This is a genomic window from Aeromonas sp. R2-3 (assembly GCF_040908375.1).
In the GTDB taxonomy this organism is placed as follows: domain Bacteria; phylum Pseudomonadota; class Gammaproteobacteria; order Enterobacterales; family Aeromonadaceae; genus Aeromonas; species Aeromonas veronii.
Genome location: NZ_JBFODP010000017.1, coordinates 82,448 through 99,604, shown reverse-complemented (window position 1 = coordinate 99,604; position 17,157 = coordinate 82,448). Strand labels below are relative to the sequence as shown.

18 protein-coding genes are annotated in these 17,157 nt (G+C 59.0%); 3 read left to right on the top strand and 15 right to left on the bottom strand.

Features of this window, described 5'->3' with window-relative positions; translation table 11 throughout:
• Position 1 precedes the first annotated feature (1 nt).
• The 12 genes from fliP to fliE form a co-directional block, all read right to left on the bottom strand.
• Positions 2-775, bottom strand: coding sequence for a flagellar type III secretion system pore protein FliP (fliP, locus tag AB5Z02_RS06185; RefSeq protein WP_139398689.1), 774 nt, complete (start codon positions 773-775; stop codon positions 2-4).
• Positions 762-1,142 (bottom strand): flagellar biosynthetic protein FliO, encoded by a 381-nt coding sequence (gene fliO / locus AB5Z02_RS06180; protein WP_231720588.1) that lies wholly within the window; start codon positions 1,140-1,142, stop codon positions 762-764. The genes fliP and fliO overlap by 14 nt, the downstream gene beginning before the upstream one ends.
• Positions 1,139-1,531, bottom strand: a complete 393-nt coding sequence (fliN, locus tag AB5Z02_RS06175; protein WP_005298791.1) for a flagellar motor switch protein FliN — start codon at positions 1,529-1,531, stop codon at positions 1,139-1,141. The genes fliO and fliN overlap by 4 nt, the downstream gene beginning before the upstream one ends.
• 49 nt (positions 1,532-1,580) lie before the next feature.
• A complete protein-coding gene (fliM, locus tag AB5Z02_RS06170; protein ID WP_005334736.1) occupies positions 1,581-2,651 on the bottom strand; it encodes a flagellar motor switch protein FliM in 1,071 nt (356 codons plus the stop codon).
• 7 nt (positions 2,652-2,658) lie between these two features.
• Complete coding sequence (gene fliL, locus AB5Z02_RS06165; protein WP_042054463.1) at positions 2,659-3,174, bottom strand: flagellar basal body-associated protein FliL; 516 nt, start codon at positions 3,172-3,174, stop codon at positions 2,659-2,661.
• 57 nt (positions 3,175-3,231) lie between these two features.
• Positions 3,232-5,154: a flagellar hook-length control protein FliK gene (locus AB5Z02_RS06160; RefSeq protein ID WP_368215579.1), complete on the bottom strand. Its 1,923-nt coding sequence runs from the start codon at positions 5,152-5,154 to the stop codon at positions 3,232-3,234.
• A gap of 67 nt (positions 5,155-5,221) precedes the next feature.
• Positions 5,222-5,662: a flagellar export protein FliJ gene (fliJ, locus tag AB5Z02_RS06155; RefSeq protein WP_368215577.1), complete on the bottom strand. Its 441-nt coding sequence runs from the start codon at positions 5,660-5,662 to the stop codon at positions 5,222-5,224.
• 27 nt (positions 5,663-5,689) lie between these two features.
• Complete coding sequence (fliI, locus tag AB5Z02_RS06150; protein WP_042054465.1) at positions 5,690-7,021, bottom strand: flagellar protein export ATPase FliI; 1,332 nt, start codon at positions 7,019-7,021, stop codon at positions 5,690-5,692.
• A gap of 52 nt (positions 7,022-7,073) precedes the next feature.
• Positions 7,074-7,898, bottom strand: a complete 825-nt coding sequence (gene fliH / locus AB5Z02_RS06145; RefSeq protein ID WP_047439663.1) for a flagellar assembly protein FliH — start codon at positions 7,896-7,898, stop codon at positions 7,074-7,076.
• 68 nt (positions 7,899-7,966) lie between these two features.
• Positions 7,967-9,028 carry a flagellar motor switch protein FliG gene (gene fliG, locus AB5Z02_RS06140; protein WP_005334749.1) on the bottom strand — a complete coding sequence of 354 codons (1,062 nt, stop codon included), beginning with the start codon at positions 9,026-9,028 and terminating at the stop codon, positions 7,967-7,969.
• Positions 9,021-10,730 (bottom strand): flagellar basal-body MS-ring/collar protein FliF, encoded by a 1,710-nt coding sequence (fliF, locus tag AB5Z02_RS06135; protein WP_042054467.1) that lies wholly within the window; start codon positions 10,728-10,730, stop codon positions 9,021-9,023. The genes fliG and fliF overlap by 8 nt, the downstream gene beginning before the upstream one ends.
• Before the next feature lie 62 nt (positions 10,731-10,792).
• Positions 10,793-11,110, bottom strand: a complete 318-nt coding sequence (fliE, locus tag AB5Z02_RS06130; RefSeq protein WP_005362062.1) for a flagellar hook-basal body complex protein FliE — start codon at positions 11,108-11,110, stop codon at positions 10,793-10,795.
• Between the two features lie 154 nt (positions 11,111-11,264).
• Between fliE and AB5Z02_RS06125 the strand changes: the two genes are divergently transcribed.
• From AB5Z02_RS06125 to AB5Z02_RS06115, 3 genes are all read left to right on the top strand, one after another.
• Entirely contained in the window at positions 11,265-11,495 is a 231-nt protein-coding gene (locus AB5Z02_RS06125; protein ID WP_368215575.1) for a hypothetical protein, read from the top strand.
• Positions 11,411-11,710, top strand: coding sequence for a GyrI-like domain-containing protein (locus AB5Z02_RS06120; RefSeq protein WP_368215819.1), 300 nt, complete (start codon positions 11,411-11,413; stop codon positions 11,708-11,710). Before AB5Z02_RS06125 ends, AB5Z02_RS06120 begins: the two co-directional genes overlap by 85 nt.
• 66 nt (positions 11,711-11,776) lie before the next feature.
• Positions 11,777-13,528 carry an amidohydrolase gene (locus AB5Z02_RS06115; RefSeq protein WP_368215573.1) on the top strand — a complete coding sequence of 584 codons (1,752 nt, stop codon included), beginning with the start codon at positions 11,777-11,779 and terminating at the stop codon, positions 13,526-13,528.
• A gap of 91 nt (positions 13,529-13,619) precedes the next feature.
• On the opposite strand, the gene AB5Z02_RS06110 is transcribed toward AB5Z02_RS06115, so the two are convergent.
• The 3 genes from AB5Z02_RS06110 to AB5Z02_RS06100 all read right to left on the bottom strand — a co-directional run bounded on the left by AB5Z02_RS06110 (position 13,620) and on the right by AB5Z02_RS06100 (position 17,076).
• Positions 13,620-14,405 (bottom strand): hypothetical protein, encoded by a 786-nt coding sequence (locus AB5Z02_RS06110; protein ID WP_111900497.1) that lies wholly within the window; start codon positions 14,403-14,405, stop codon positions 13,620-13,622.
• Between the two features lie 213 nt (positions 14,406-14,618).
• Positions 14,619-16,058, bottom strand: a complete 1,440-nt coding sequence (gene pyk, locus AB5Z02_RS06105; RefSeq protein ID WP_005362071.1) for a pyruvate kinase — start codon at positions 16,056-16,058, stop codon at positions 14,619-14,621.
• Positions 16,059-16,221: 163 nt separating this feature from the next.
• Positions 16,222-17,076 (bottom strand): MurR/RpiR family transcriptional regulator, encoded by an 855-nt coding sequence (locus AB5Z02_RS06100; RefSeq protein ID WP_005334759.1) that lies wholly within the window; start codon positions 17,074-17,076, stop codon positions 16,222-16,224.
• Positions 17,077-17,157: the final 81 nt, after the last annotated feature.

Below are 17,157 nucleotides of genomic sequence, written 5' to 3'. Positions count from 1 at the left end.
GCTAACCGGCACCCAGTCCGAAACTGTTGGCCAGCGACCCCAGAATGAGATTCCAGCCATCCACCATCACGAACAGCATCAACTTGAAGGGCAGCGAGACGATCATCGGCGAGAGCATCATCATCCCCATCGCCATCAGAATACTGGCCACCACCAGATCGATGACCAGGAACGGTAAGAACAGCATAAAACCAATCTGGAAGGCGGTTTTCAGCTCGCTGGTGACAAACGCCGGGATCAGCACTCGTAGCGGCACATCGGCAGGTTTCTCCACCTGCACGTTGGCGATCTCCATAAAGGTGTTGAGATCCTTGATGCGGGTCTGGGCCAGCATGAACTGATGGATGGGCAACTCGGCCCGCTCCAGCGCATCCTTTGCCTGAATGGTCTCGGCCAGATAGGGCTGCAACGCCTCATCATTGATGCGATCCAGCACCGGCGACATGATGAAGAACGACATGAACAGGGCGATGCCGATCAACACCTGGTTGGAAGGACTCTGTTGCAGACCTATCGCCTGGCGCAAGATACCCAACACCACAATGATGCGGGTAAACGAGGTCATCATGATCACCATGGCCGGCAAGAAGGAGAGCGCGGTCATCAGCGCCAGTACTTGCAGGGTCAGGCTGTACTCCTGAGAGCCATCCCCCATGGTCTTGACGGTCACCGCCGACATGGCATCCTGTGCCAACGCAGGCCAGGAGCAAAACAGTGGTATCAGCAGGCTGACCAGCAGCCCCGTTTTCAGCCACAAGCCGTTAGCTTTTTTCATGCTTGCCCATCAATTTGCCAAGCTGCTGGGAAAACGCCTGAGGCTGGTTTTCGTCCAGCGGCTCCTCCAGCCGGTAGAGAAAGTTGACCTGCTGCGGTGTTACGCCGACCAGCAGTTGCTGTTCGCCCACCTTGACCACCAGCAGCTTCTCTTTGTAACCCACCGGCAACGAGGCGATGACCCGCATCTGGCCGCCCCCCATGGCGGTCGCCAGCTTGCTCTTCTTGAGCAGAAAGCCCAGCACCAGAATGAGACCAATCACCATCAGACTGGAGAGCAACCAGGAGCTTAGACTAGGCACGTTGGCAGATGTCGCTGTCTCGGCAAAGGCCGGAACAGGCAGCAATAACAACAGGAGGCGCATCATTTGAGCTTCTTGATCCGTTCAATCTGGCTGATGACGTCAGTCAGGCGGATACCGAACTTGTCGTTCACCACCACCACCTCGCCGTGAGCGATCAGGGTACCGTTGACCAATACATCCAGCGGCTCGCCTGCAACCCGATCCAGCTCCACCACCGAGCCCTGGTTCAGCTGCAACAGGTTGCGGATGCTGATCTGGCTACGGCCCACCTCCATGGCGATAGTGACCGGAATATCGAGAATAGTGTCGAGCTTGCGACGCTCCTCGGCACTGATGGGGGCATCATCTTTCAACTCTTCCAGCGGGGCTGGCTTGGCTTCCGCCGTCACCTGCTCCTCCAGAGCCGCAGCCCAGGCATCAGCCATCAGATCCTCTTCCTCAGTTCCGCTCATCTTGTTTCCTTATGCTACTTCGTGACCGTTTACCGTAATAAACCGTCAATTATCGCTGTTGATCTTCGATACTGCGCTCGAGCTCTTCCAGCTCGGCCTCGCCATCAATTCGTACCCCGCCCCGGGTCACCAGATGCATCTCCGTCTTGACCCCTTCCGGACGTTTGAGCTTGTCGGTGATCTTGAGCGCCACATTATCCTTGGTGCGGCCCATCTTGGCGTGGAAAGTGGGCAAGTCCTCCACAAAAACCAGCAGATTTTCCGGCATATCGACCGGAATGATATCGCCGGGTCGCAGCTCCATCAGTTCACGCAGGGTGAGTTCGGTCTCCAGCAGCTTGGCCCGCAGCTCCACCTTGACGTCCATGATCTCGTCACGCAGCGCCTTGCTCCAACGTACGTCGGTATCCCCCTTGTCACTCTGCACACCGGCATCCAGCAGCTCGCGGATCGGTTCCAGCATGGAATAAGGCATCGCCACGTGGAAGTCGCCGCCGCCACCATCGAGCTCGATGTGGAACGAGCTGACCACGATCACCTCGGTCGGGCTGACGATGTTGGCCATTGCCGGGTTCACTTCGGAGTCGAGATACTCGAACCCCACATCCATCACCGGCGCCCAGGCATCCTTGTAATCCTCAAACACCAGTTTGAGCAGCATCTGGATAATGCGCCGTTCGGTCGGGGTAAATTCGCGCCCTTCAATCTTGGCGTGATAACGGCCATCGCCACCGAAGAAGTTCTCCACCAGGATGAAGACCAGTCGGGCCTCCATGGTGATGAGTGCCGTCCCCTTGAGCGGGCGGAACCGCACCATGTTGAGACTGGTCGGCACAAACAGGGTATGAACATACTCGCCAAACTTGAGCATCTGCACCCCGTTGATGGAGACCTCGGCGGTACGACGCATCATGTTGAACAGGCTGATCCGCATATGGCGGGCGAAACGTTCATTCACCAGCTCCAGCGTCGGCATGCGACCACGGACGATGCGGTCCTGAGAGGAGAAGTCAAATTGGGCTACGCCGGGGTCTCCAGCGCCGCCTATCTCTTCCTCTTCGACATCATCGACACCGTGCAAGAGGGCATCAATTTCGTCCTGACTTAACAGATCGCTCACGCTTCACCTACTGCATTACAAAGCCGGTAAACAGCACTTGTTCGATAACGGGGGAAGAGACCAGGTCCTTGAGCACCCGACGGCACTCTTCCAGTGAATCCTTGCGCAGCTTCTCCTTGCCTTCAAAGGTCATCAGCTGTTCGGCACTGGCTGCGCTGAATACCCGCAGCAAGGTGCCTTCAATCAGGGGGATATTCTGTTTGGCCAGCGTCTCGTCGGCGGTACCGCGCACCATCAGCTGGATCTTGATCTGCACCAGTCGATCTCGTTGGGCACCTGCGACGTTGAAGACAAAGGGGCGCGGCATACCGACATAGAGGGAAGGTTTAGGCGCTTCCTCTTTGGGGGCGGCCTCGGCACCTTCCGCCGCTTCAGCGGGCGGTTTATCGGAGCCGGAGAGCATCAGGAAGGCGCCAACACCACCACCGCCCAGCAAAATAACCGCCAGGGCAATGATAATGATCAGCTTCTTTTTCTTGCCCGCAGCCGGGTCTTTTAGCGTCAACTCGTTATCGTCAGCCATCCCTTGTCCACCCTAGTCTCAAACTTGTTCGATATCATAAACTTACTCGGGATTGCATCAAGCATAGAAATCAATTCCGGAACCGTTTGTCGATTCCACCAGCAAACTGGGGTTGGAAGTGGTGAGTTCCCCTTCAACCAGCCCGTTACCGGACCGCGGCTGACCACTACTCTGACCCTGCTGACCCTGCCCGTTAAAGGTGGGCTGGCCCTGTTGCTGCTGTTGCTGCGACTGCTGCTGCACCTGCGTCTGGCCAAGCTGGATCCCCTGCCCTGCCAGCATGTCACGCAGCCGGGGCATCGCCTGCTCCAGCATCTCGCGGGTCTGGCCATGTTGTACCACAAAATGGACGTTGGCCTGGCTGTCGGCCCCCATCTGGATCTGGATCTTCATCTTGCCAAGGCCGAGGGGGTCGAGCTGAATTTCCGCCTGTTGCAGTTTTTCGGCCAGCATCACATTGACCTTCTGGTGCAATTCGGCAGGTGCTTCCTGACTGGCCAGTTTCAAATGGGGTAAATTCTGCGGCTCACGGCGCAGCGTCGTCTCAGCGGCGGGCGCCCGGCTATCGGCTACCTGTGGCTGAGTCTGGCTGTTCTGGCCATGCTGAACGGTCTGGCTCGGGCTGCTCTCACTGCTAGATGTCGTCGCAACCAGGCTCTTCTCCGCCTCACCGGCCTTCGGTTTTACCTCAAGCGAAACCGCTTTGCGTACCTCGTCGGTGCCGGTCACTTCCATCTGCTTGATGCCGGCTGAAATGGTCGACAGCGGTGCTTGCGGCCCCTGAGATTCAGCCTGTGCCAACACCTGCTGCGGCGCCACCATCACGGGGGCGGCAGCGCTATCGCTCTGAGCCGTCGCATTTGTCGTTACGCTGCTCTGGGCTGCGGCACTTTCTGCGGCACTCTGCGCCGTCGTCACGGGCGCCGAACCTTGATTAGCGGCGGTGGCTGGCTGCTGGCTACCCTCGGCGGCACCCTTTTCTGCCCCCTTGCCAGTTGCACCACTGCCCTCAGCCGTGGCTGTAGCTGTGCCAGCCTCAGGCTGCTTGAGCCCCTCATTGAAGGCCTTGAGCGCGGCCCCCTGAATCGCGGCTTGCGTCGCCTGCCCCTTGTTAGTCAAAGCATTGCTGGCGGCGAGATCGGATTTGCTGTCGCCAACCTCTTTTGCAGCGAGCGACTCCGCGGATTTGGCGGTGCTTGCCGACTCATCGACCGGCAACATCTTGGCCAGCTGGGCCATTCGCTCTGCCCCTGTGAGGGGCTTGGTGTGCTTGCCATCAGCCCCGAGGGTTTCGCCCTTGGCAGAGGCTTTCTCCCGGGCCTGCCCATCCCCAGTAGTGGCGGCATCTTCACCTTCAGAGGAGAGAACGGCAGCAGAGGCATCGCCCTGCGCCACCACTCGCGCCGCTGAGGACGATACGGTGGTATCAAGAGTCGAGTTGGCGGTCGTCGCCAGCGGCGACTGCGCCCCGGTCTGACCAGCAAGCTGTTGGGCAATCCTGGCTGCGGCTGGGGTCTGCTCGCTTTCATCAAGCGCAATCCCCTCCAGCTCACCCTCTTGCGGCAACGGATTGCCGTCTACCGCAGTGGCGTTCTGTTGGGCCGCCACCGCCAGCTGGGGGGTCACTAGCGAGGTGTCGAGCTTGAGGGAGTCTTGCAGGCGCAGCAGAAAGTCGGTGGCAGGGACCTCCTCCACCTTGTTGTCGGCGTCAGGATCCTGCTCCTTGCCGGTCTCCTCTTTGGGAGAGGCGCTCTCGGTCGCCAAAGATTTGGCTGATCGAACATGGTTACCGCCCTGAGTGGCCTCGGCGGTGCCCTGCTCGCTGTTCCGGGCCTTGGCAATCAGGGTGGCGAAATCTCCCTTGCTGTCGCTGCCGGTTCCCCCATCGATACTTTTGCTCTCGACGGAACCGCTCAGAGGCGCTTTGTCCAACCCGTTGGCCGCAGCCGAAGGCGTTTGTGTCAACAGTGTCTGCATCATGATGGGATCCCTGAATTCTGGTGGCCCCCAAAGAGATGGCCGCCGACAATGTCCATATCAAAGCAAGTTACAGGCCAGATTGATGAAAGCGTCGCAACATGGCGTACTCATCCAGCATCTTCTGCTCCTGACGCTGGGCTTTCTGCTGCTCGCGGCTCGCCTGCTTCTCCAGCAACAGCTCAACCGCCTTGCGCCGCTGCCGGGCCGCCAGCCACTCTTCACGGCGCTGTTCCAGCGCCTGACGCACCTGCAACACCCCTTCGTACTGCTGGGTCGCTGCCTGTTCAAGCTTGTTGATAAAGGCGTGATACTGGGTATTTTGCTGGGGCGAAATCCCCTGCAGGCCGCGATCGGTCCACTGCTGGTGATAGATCTGGCGGTACTGGTTGAGAGCATTTTGCTGATCCATGAACAGCTTGAGATCCTGCTGCGCCTTCACCAGCGCCAACGCACACTGCTGCTCCGCCTCTACCAGCCGATCGGCCAACAATACCAACCCTTTACTCATCGTCGACCTCTCTGTTACCGACCATCATCAGCGCATCAATGGCATCGCCACCATTTGCAAGGCTTGCAGGCCATCATCGTAGTGAATAACCTCGCGCATCCCCTGCTGCAAGAACTGATCCAGATAGGGTTTTTGAATGATGGCGCGGTCAATACGCGGATCGGCCCCCTGACTGTAGGCGCCGATGGTGATGAGATCCCGGTTCTGCTGATAGAGGGAGTAGAACTGCTTGAGGGTGCGCGCCAGATCCATATGTTCCGGCGAAGTGACCATGGGCATGACCCGGCTGATGGACTTCTCGATGTCGATAGCCGGATAGTGGCCCGCATCGGCCAGCTCACGCGACAGCACTATGTGGCCATCGAGGATCGCCCGCGCCGCATCGGCAATGGGATCTTGCAGGTCATCCCCCTCGGTCAGTACGGTGAAGAAGGCGGTGATGGAGCCCTGGCCGTCACTGCCGTTGCCCGCCCGCTCCACCAGCGCCGGTAATTTGGCAAATACCGACGGTGGATAACCCTTGGTCGCTGGCGGCTCGCCCACCGCCAGCGCGATCTCACGCTGGGCCTGGGCATAACGGGTGAGGGAGTCCATCAAGAGCAGCACATTAAGCCCCTGATCGCGGAAATATTCTGCAATGGCCAGCGCCGTTTCACACCCCTTGAGCCGCATCAGCGGCGAGGCATCGGCGGGAGCCGCTACCACCACGGAGCGGGCACGCCCCTCCTCTCCCAGAATGTCTTCGATAAACTCTTTCACTTCCCGGCCCCGTTCACCGATGAGGCCGACCACCACCACATCCGCCACCGAGCCGCGGGTCATCATGCCCAGCAGCACCGATTTACCGACACCGGAACCGGCAAACAGCCCCATCCGCTGGCCCTGACCGACCGTCAGCACGGCGTTGATGGCGCGCACCCCCACGTCCATCGGCTGATGGATCGGGCGGCGAGAGAGCGGGTTGATGCGGTGCTGGGCAAACTGCACGGTCTGGGAGGAGAGAATGGGGCCGAGCCCATCGAGTGGCTGGCCGATGCCGTCGATGACCCGACCAAGCAGGTTCATCCCAACCGGAATGCCGTGCTCTTCGGTGATGGGCACCACCCGGGCACCGGGGATCACCCCCTTGAGCTGCTCGCTCGGCATCAGATAGAGGCGATCGCCAGAAAAACCGACCACTTCAGCCTCCAGCGTCCCATCAAGGGTATCGATGCGGCAGAGGGCACCGATGGCGGCACGGCAGCCGATGGCTTCGAGGGTCAGCCCCACCACCCGGGTCAATTTGCCGGCGACCGGCGGTTTGGGGGCGCTGTCGCGTACCTTGTACCCTTGCAACCGGTTCAGTAGCGAGCCGCTCATCTGGCCTCCTGAGAGCTAAAAAGTGCAGCCGGACAGCAACGTCCGGCATCGGTTATGGGCGTGAGTCCGGCGAAGCCGGTTTCTGGGACGCATTGTCCCGCAAGAAGTTGCGCAGCAGCTGATCGATGCGCCCGGAGAGGGTCAGATCGATGCTGGAGAGCTCGGTCGCCAGTTGCAGATCGCCGGGGGAGAGGGTGGGATCGCTCTGCAATCGCCAGTGGCGCTTGGCGCACTCTTCGGCGCCAAATGCCTGTTCGATTCGCGCTATATCGTCGGGATGCAACATCAGAGTCACCCCCTGTTCGGCGGCAGGCAGCAAGGCCAGCCCCTCTTTAAGCGCCTCCAGCAAAATGCGGGGGGAGGTCTCCGCTTCGTGACGAATGAGCGCGCGGGCCAGTTGCATCACCAGCGAGACCAGCTGCTGCTCCACCGCCTGATCCAGCTCGTTAAGCGGATTGGCAAGGCGGGCGGCGAGCCCCTGCCAGTGGGCGATCTCCTGCTCCACCAGCTCGCGGCCCATGGCCAGTCCCTCCTCGCGCCCCTGTTCGAGACCGGCAGAGTGGCCCTGTTGCAATCCTTCCAGCTTGCCCTCTTCCATTCCCTTGGCATAACCGGACTCGCGCCCCTCTGCCATCCCCTCTTCCCAGGCGGCCTGACGGATAGCTTCAAGCTCTTCGGCGGTGATGCTGGGGGTCGGCTCCTGTTCGGGCTCCGGCTCCACCACCTCCTCTTCCTGCTGATACCAGTCAGGGGCCAGGCCAAGAGCATTGGTAGGCGCTCCCGCCTCTACCTCGACCTCCATCTCGGGCCAACCCCAGGTCTCAACCCGGGCATCATCACCCTCGGGGCGTACATAACCACGCAGTTTGTTGTTCATGCTTTGCGCGGCTCCTCACCACTGCCTGATGCGGGCTTGGCATCGCGGTTCTGTTTATGGGCCATGGCTTAGAGGAACTCCTCGCCGCCACCGGCGCCCAGCATGATCTCGCCAGCATCCGCCAGACGACGGGCGATGGAGAGGATCTCTTTCTGGGCCGCTTCCACTTCGGAGACCCGGATCGGCCCCATGGCCTCCAGATCGTCCGCCAGCATTTCGGCCGCCCGTTTGGACATGTTCTTGAAGATCTTCTCGCGCATCTGATCGTCGGAGCCCTTGAGGGCGCGTTGCAGCAGATCCCCCGGCACTTCCCGCAGCATGGTCTGGATACCGCGATCGTCCACATCGATCAGGTTTTCGAACACGAACATCAAATCCTGGATCTGCTGGCTCATCTCTTCGTCCGACTCGCGGATGGAGTCCATCAACTGGCCTTCGATATTGGTATCCAGATAGTTCATGATGTTGGCGGCAGCCTTCAGGCCGCCCATCTTGGCTGCCTGGGCACCAGCGGCACCGGCGAACTGTTTCTCCATGATGTCGTTCAACTCTTGCAGTGCCGCCGGTTGTACCTCTTCGAGGTTGGCGATACGCATCACCAGATCGAGGCGCACCTGCTCCGGGAACTGGCTCAGGATCTCGGCGGACTGCTCCGGCTCCAGATAGGAGAGCACGATAGTCTGGATCTGCGGGTGTTCGTTCTGGATGATACTGGCCACCTGACGGGCATCCATCCACTTGAGCGAGTCGAGACCGCGGGCGCCGGAACCGAGAATGATCTGGTCCACCAGATTGCTCGCCTTGTCCTCGCCAAGGGCCGCCACCAACGCCTTGCGCACGAAGTCTTCGCTGCCGATACCGATGTTGGTGTACTTCTGGATATCGTCGATGAATTGACGGTGCACCGCCGCCACCCGATCGTGACTGAAGTCGGACATGGAGGCCATCGACATACCGAGCCGCTGCACCTGCTTGGGCTCGAGATGACGGAAGATCTGGGCGGCATCCTCTTCATTGAGGCTCAGCATCAGCACCGCGGCCATCTCCATCCCCGACATCTGGTCGAGGATCTGGCGCTGACTGTCGGTGATGTCATTGCCGGTGACTTGACTCTTCTTTTCTTCAGGCATCTTTGTTCGTTACCCATTCTTTAATGACCTGAGCGGCCAGATCCGGCTCGTTCGCCACCAGCGCACGTACCGCCTTGAGCAAGTCTTCATCACGGTGCAGATCCGGCAGTTTCAGCTGGCCATCGCGTACACCAAATACCTGATCGTTCTCGACTTGTGCTGACAGCAGACTCAACTCGTCGTCGCCACCCAGTACGGTGTGGTTGTCGAAATCCACTTCCCCTTCCGGTTTGGCATCCGGATAGAGCAGTCGCTTGAGCATGGGGCGAACCACGGTGACGATCAAGACGATGATCACCAGTACCGAGGCGGCAATCCGCACCGCACGCCAGAACCAGGGCTGATCGTAGAGCGGCACTTCGGCCACGGTATCCAGCTCTGGGCGATTGAACGGAATCGCGACCACCTCAAGGGTATCACCACGGGTCACATCAAAGCCAAGGCCACCGCTCAGCAAACGACGCAATGTATCGAGTTCTGCCTGGGTGCGCGCCTCACGGGTCACAGCCCCGTCGGCACCGGGTACCGCTTTGTAATCCACGGCAACCGAGACGGTCATGCGGCGAATGCCTCCCATCTGGCGACGGGTATGGCTGACGGTGGTATCCAGTTCGAAGTTGCGAGTTGCCTCTTTGCGGGAACGGCCCGAAGCGGCAGCGCTGGCACCATCACCACCGGTCGCCTCCTCGGGAATATTGGAGGCGGCAGGGGGCTGGTTGGAGAGTGCACCAGGCACACCACCGTTGCTGCCGCTGGCGCTGTTCTCTTCCATGGTCATTTCGGAGCGCACTGCAGGCAGGTCAGGGTTGTAAGTCTTGCGGGTCTGCTCCTGCTGGGAGAAGTCGAGAGAGAGATCCACTTCCGCCGTATAGTTGTCGGCCCCCAGCACCGGGATCAGGATGGCGTCAATTTTTTGTTTGTACTCCAGCTCCTGCTTCTGCTGCATGGCAAACTCTTTGCGAGTCTGGGCCGAGATCGGGTCTTGCGAGCCGGAGTTGAGCAGGCGGCCATTCTGGTCGGTGACGGTGACGCGGGTCGGCTCAAGGCCATGTACGGCGGAGGCCACCATATCGACGATGGAGTCCACCTCCCCCTGCCCCAGCGCCGCCCCTTTCAGGTTGAGCACCACGGTGGCACTGGGTTTGCGTTCGTTGCGGGCAAACACGTTGTCTTTCGGGATAGCCAGCAGCACCTGGGCCTTGGCCACATTCTGGAACTGTTCGATGGCGCTCGCCAGCTGGCGCTCGCGGCTCAGCTTCAGACGTTCGCTCTCCATCCGCTGGCTGACGCCGAAACTGGAATCTTTGAGCAGGATATCTTCACCACCGATGCTGCTATCGGTGGCATTGGCAAGGCCGGCACGGGTCAGGGCCAGCTGAATAGTGGGGTAACTTTCGGCGTTGACCAGCACGCTCTTGCCATCCACCTCGTAGGGGATCTTCTGCTGATCGAGGAAATCGAGAGTCTTCACCAGCTCCTGGGTGGTGTAGGTGCCGAGGGGACGCATGTCCGGCTCCTTGCCCCACAGCAGGATAAACACCGCAATGGCCAGACAGATGGCAAGCCCCAGGATCAGGGTGATTTGCCGCAGCACATCGGTATTGGACAGGAAGCCCAGCGCCGAACTCTTCTGCTCATTTTCATCGAGGGCGGCGGTGCCCTCATCGTTTATCAGCAGATCGCCGTTTTGGTCAGTAGCCACGATTTATGTCCTTATTGCTGACATGTTCATGATGTTCAGTCGTCATGGTTTATTGGCGTCGCTTATACCGGCATATTCATGATGGTCTTGTAGGCATCGACCATCTTGTTGCGCACCTGTACCGTGGCTTCAAAGGCGATGGACGATTTTTGGCCCGCGATCATCACCTCGGCCAGATCCACCGACTTGTCACCCATATCGAAACGGGTACGCAGGTCATTGGCGGCCCCTTGCAGCTCGTTGACGTTGCCAAGCGCCTGTTGCAGCAGCTGACCAAAGTCGGAGGTTACCTGACGACCGGGTTGTGCCAGCGGCGTTGCGCCTGCTTCGATCTTGAGCGCCTGCATCTCTTGCATCAGGCTGCTTGCACTAATTTCCATTTTCCATCCCCAGACAAATCATTGACGCTGGCATGCAACAAGCAATTAGAGTGCCAATGCGTTAAAAACGCGACGAGGATGAGTGGCCAGACCAGGCCGGACGGGTTCGACAACGGCAGGTGGCTCTGATTAAATCCGATTCTGACGTCCACTTTTGCTGGCTGGCAAGGAGTCCGCTCTGGATTATCGCAAACCCGTGTTCAAGGCGATGGACTACATCAGCCACCATCTGGATGACAATCCGGGCCTGGATGAGGTCGCAGCGGCGGCGGCCATCTCCACCTTCCACTTCCACCGTATATCCCCGATATCACCGATGAGACCCGTTGTCGTACTGACGTCTGCATCGAGCTGGGGCCAGAGATCCCCGCTGGGCGCCAGTTAACCACCCAGACCATCGCAGCGGGCCCCTATGCGGTTTGTCAGTTTATCGCTCGCGGCGATCAACTGGTTGCCTGCTGGGAGACGGCGTTTCGCTGGGTAGTGGGTCAAGGGCTGAACTGCGACGATCGTCCGTGTTACGAGCAATACCACGCAGGCACGGACCCCGACCGGGAGCATTACGTGTTTGATATCTGTATCCCGCTGATCAACCGATAAGCCGATACCTCATTTCCATTTACCCACTTCGGTGCCTTCGGGCACCGAAGCGACGGAGTCATGCCCATGAATATCAAAACGCTGTTTCTCGCCAGCCTGCTGGTAACGCTTCCCGCTGCCGCCAATGCCCAGTCACAGAGCCAGACACTGATCTTTGGCGGCACCATCTACAGTGGTGATCCGGCGAACCCTCACCCGGAAGCGGTCGGCATTGAAGGTAAAAAGATCGTGGCAGTCGGCAGCTATCAGGAGGTCAGCGCCCGCCTAGGCAGCCATGCCAAGCATCTTGATCTGAAAGGAAAGTACCTGATGCCGGGGCTCATCGACAGCCATGTTCATGCGGCATTTGCCGGTTTTCAGGGGATGACGGTTAACTTTCCTGACGCCATGAGTGAGGTTGAGCAGGTGCAGCAATTTCTGACCCGCAGCAAGGATGATCCCCGCCTGACACTGGGCGATGTAGAGCTATACAGCAAAGTCTCCCTCGACTACTGGCATCAGCTTCCCCTGCTCGATCAGGTGTTCAATGGCCCGCAATACCGGCAGATCCCGGTAGTGCTTGCCGGTTCGGATGCCCACACCGGTTGGGCCAATCAGGCCATGCTGCGCAAGGCTGGCATTGATACCGACACCCTTGACGGTCGTTATGCTCCGCTGAAAGGCAATTTTGGCCTCACCCCATCCGGCAAGCTCAATGGCTTTGCCTCGGAAGGCGGCTGGGATGCCATCCTCAAGGCGCTGCCCCCCGTCAGCGACGAGACGATTGCCAGTGCCATCATGACTGCCGCCAAACAACTCAATCAGGTGGGCATTACCGCCTGGATGGACCCTATCAGCAACATTCGCCCCCTCGCCCCCATCTTCAACGCCGAGCCGGATCGCCGCGATACCGGCCTGCTGCCGGCGTACCGCATGCTCTCCCGGGAAGGCAAGCTGACCGGACATGTGTCCGCACTGGCACTGGTGGGGATACATGCCTCACCCGCCATCATTGATGACGTATTGGCGCTGCAACAGCAGTTTCAAGATGCCCCGGACGTTAAACTGGTGGGGATCAAGATCCTGCAAGATGGTGTCATCGAGTATCCATCCCAGACCGCCAAGTTGAGCGAGCCCTACCTCAACCGTCCCGGTTACAGCGGCAAGGACGATCTGGACAAGCAGCGTTTCAACGAGCTGATCCGCACCGCGGATGCCCATCAACTTATCGCTCACTTTCATGCCATCGGCGATCGGGCCGTCCGTGAATCCCTCGATGCCATCGCCTATGCCCGGGCCCACAATCAGGATCACCGCCTGCTGCACAGCATCACCCATCTGGAGGTGGTGAGCCCGGCCAGTATTGCCCGCTTCAAACCGCTCAATGTGGCCGCATCGATGCAACTGTTGTGGGCCGGGAAAAACGTGGCGACCACCCTGCTGCTTGATGGAAAAGTGCCCCCGGCACTGCTAGCCCGCCTCTATCCGGCAGGCAGCTTGCTGCAAAGCGGCGCCATTATCGCCGGTGCCAGTGACTGGCCGGTCTCCAGCCCCAACCCTTTCCTCGCCATGTATACCGCGATCACTCGTCAAGGGGAGCTTGGCTTGCTGCCCCCCGCCAGCGAGCAGATCAGCCGACAGGCCATCTTGCAGGCCTATACCCTCAACGCTGCCAAGGTAATTGGACGGGAGAAAGAGATTGGCTCCATCAGCGCGGGCAAGAGTGCTGACCTGATCTTGCTGGATCGCAATCTGGAACAGGTAGCAAGCGAAGAGATCAAGGAGACCAAGGTGCTCTGGACCATGTTCAAGGGCAGGCAGGTCTATTCAGCCCACTGACACAGAGAGAACAAACAGGCCCGCACTGCGGGCCTGTTTGCGAGATCACGACAAGCGTATGGCGTGCAGTGAGCAACAGATAACGACAGGATTAGCGGCTCGTTTCAGTCAGCTCCTTGTCAATCCAGTACTTGGAGCCGGAGATATTGGCATCGAGCAGCAAGCCCTTCTCGCCAATCTGGTAGATGGCCATGCCGCCATTGTATTTGGCGGTCAGCTCGGCGCTCTCCTTGCCGGCCACCACGCCCACTTCGGAGGTAGCCTCCCACCCCTGGGTCACGAAAGCATCGAATCTGGCCTTGTCTTCAAACAGGATCACCTGCTGATAGAACTTGCCGCCAATCCCGGCCGCCAAACCCGCTCCAAACATCTTCATATAGGTGTGCTTGCCGGTTTTGCGATTGACCGCCACCCCGGCCCCCTGATTGGTATGCAGCATCAGGGAGAACTTGCGCGAATCGAACACCGCATAGCCATAAGCCTTGTCAAACAACAACTTGGCTGATGGCTGCTCGTTGAACAACCGGATCAGCGCAGTGTCGGCCATGGTATTGAGCGCGATCCTCGCCTCTTTCGCCGTCTTGGGGTTGAGCATCTCGTTGAGCTCCTTGTCGGCCGCCTTCAACCACTCCTTGCCGGCCGCGATGCTCTTGTCGGTCCAGACCCCGGCGGTATTGAAGGCATCCTCTCCCCATGCAGAGATGGAAGCCCAGCTCTTTTTGGAAAAATCGCTGACATCCTGCCACACCTCCTTGCTGGTCTCGCTCACTGCCGCTCCCAGATCGGACGCTGCGGCCTTGAGCTTGGCCCAGTCGGCATAACAGGGTGAGAAGGCCAGACTCAGTGACAGGGCCAGCAACCAGTTACGCTTGTTCATTTTTTCACTCCCGTATTGTCGAGTGTCTGGGTTACCTGGGGCGATCACCTACAACAGGCTACCCGCTGAAAATCACTCCCGCATTATCGGAAGGGGAATCCGGTTAAGCAACCATTGAGTCCTGTTTATCCCGCCACAGCCCGACTGCGGTTAACAAAAAGGCTGCTCATCAAAGAGGAGCAGCCTTGTTAAGCACAGTAAAACCGGACGGGCTTATTCGACCATCATCACCTTGCAGGTGTTGGTACTACCCACGGTTTCCATCTTGTCACCGTGAGTCAGCAGCACCATGTCACCGCTCTGCAGCAGCCCCTTCTCCTTGAGCACGGCCAGCGCGTCGCGGCACACTTCGTAGACCGGTTTGGTCTCGTCACCGTCAAACATCACCGGAGTGACGCCACGATAGAGATTGGTCCAGGCCAGGGTCTTGTTGTGGGGGGACATAGCAAAGATCGGCAGACCGGAGCTGATACGGGACATCAGCAGCGGCGTGGTGCCGGACTCGGTCAGTGCCACGATCGCCTTGACCCCTTCCAGGTGGTTGGCCGCATACATGGTAGACATGGCTACAGCTTCTTCAACGGAAGTGAAGGTGTAGCTCATGCGGTGGTTGGAGACGTTCAGGCTCGGGTGCTTCTCGGCTCCGACACAGACGCTCGCCATGGAGGTAACGGTCTCGATGGGGAACTGACCGGCAGCAGTCTCGGCAGAGAGCATCACCGCATCGGTACCATCCAGCACGGCGTTGGCCACGTCCATAACTTCTGCACGAGTCGGCAGCGGCGCATTGATCATCGACTCCATCATCTGGGTCGCGGTGATCACCACACGGTTGAGACGACGGGAGTGGCGGATCAGCTTCTTCTGTACGCCAACCAGCTCGGGGTCACCGATCTCGACACCCAGATCGCCACGGGCAACCATCACAGCATCGGAACCGAGGATGATGTCTTCCATCGCCTCATCGGTGGCGACGGTTTCGGCACGCTCAACTTTAGCCACGATCTTGGCATTGGAACCGGCTTCGCGGGCCAGCTCGCGGGCGTAACGCAGGTCATCGCCACAGCGCGGGAAGGAGACAGCCAGATAGTCCACATTCATGCGGGCAGCGGTCTTGATGTCTTCCTTGTCTTTCTCGGTCAGGGCCGGAGCGGAGAGACCGCCCCCTTTCTTGTTGATGCCCTTGTTGTTGGAGAGCGGCCCGGCCACGGTCACCGTGGTGTGAATGCGGGTGCCTTCAACCTGCTCGACCTTCAGCTGTACACGGCCATCGTCCAGCAGCAGGATGTCGCCCTGTACCACATCGTCTGGCAGGCTCTTGTAGTCGATACCGACCTGCTCCTGGCACCCTTCACCCTTGCCGAGTGCCGCGTCGAGAATGAACTTGTCACCGATGGCCAGATAGATTTTGCCATCCTTGAAAGTGGAAACACGGATTTTCGGGCCTTGCAGATCACCCATGATGGCGACGTGACGACCGAGCTTGGCAGCAATGTCACGCACCTGATTGGCGCGCAGGATATGGTCTTCAGCAGTGCCGTGAGAGAAGTTCATCCGCACCATGTCGGCCCCGGCGCGGATGATCCCTTCGAGGATCCCTTCGCGGTCGGTAGCCGGACCGAGTGTGGTTACAATCTTTGTACGTCTAGGCATGAAAGACTCCAATATGAAGTTGATATGACTTGAGATTCTGCCCCATCAAGCCCATGGCTCGATGCACCCGTTTACAAACCATCTGGGTGGTTTTTGTTATTAAATTACAATACTACACCAAGGCGGGTGGCATAGACAGTCGGGGGCCGGAGCCCCCGACGGTTCAGGAAGAGTGCGGGGTTTCGAAGCGGGATTCGCGCAATCCCTCTTTTACTTTCTTCAGATTTTCGCGAAATTTCATCCCCCGGCGCAGGGTAAAACCGGTCGCCAGCACATCCACCAGCGCCAGCTGGGCGATGCGGGATGCCATCGGCATATAGACATCGGTATCTTCCGGCACATCCATGGAGAGCACCAGATTGCACTCGCGGGCCAGCGGGGAATCCTTGGCGGTCATACCGATCACGGTAGCGTCGTTCTCGCGAGCCAGCGCGGCGATTTCGACCAGCGCCTTGGTGCGGCCGGTGTGGGAGATCAGCACCACCACATCCCCTTCGCTGCTGTTGATGCAGCTCATGCGCATCATGACGATATCGTCAAAGCTCACTACCGGAATGTTGAAGCGAAAGAATTTGTTCTGGGCATCGCGGGCAACGGCGGAGGAGGCGCCAAGGCCGAAGAAGCTGATCTTCTTGGACTGGGTCAGGATATCGACGCAGCGGTTGATGGCAGAGATATCCAGGCTGTTTTTGGCGGCATCCAGACAGGCCATGGTGGATTCGAAGATCTTGGCGGTATAGGTATCCGGCCCATCTTCCGCTTCCACATGACGATTGACGTAAGGGGTGCCATTGGCCAGGCTCTGGGCCAGATGGAGTTTGAAATCAGGAAAGCCCTTGGTATCGAGACGGCGGCAAAAGCGGTTGACGGTCGGTTCACTGACATCGGCCATCTTGGCCAGAGCGGCGATGCTGGAGTGGATGGCGGTCTGGGGAGACGCCAAGATCACCTCGGCAACCTTGCGTTCTGATTTACTGAAACTTTCCAAGTTGTTCGTAATTTTATCAAGGGTATTCATCATCACCACCAGGCGTTTTTGTAATTTAGCTTCAGTGTCTTTGCACTCAATCTACGGCTAAGCAAGTTTCCATTCAAGCTA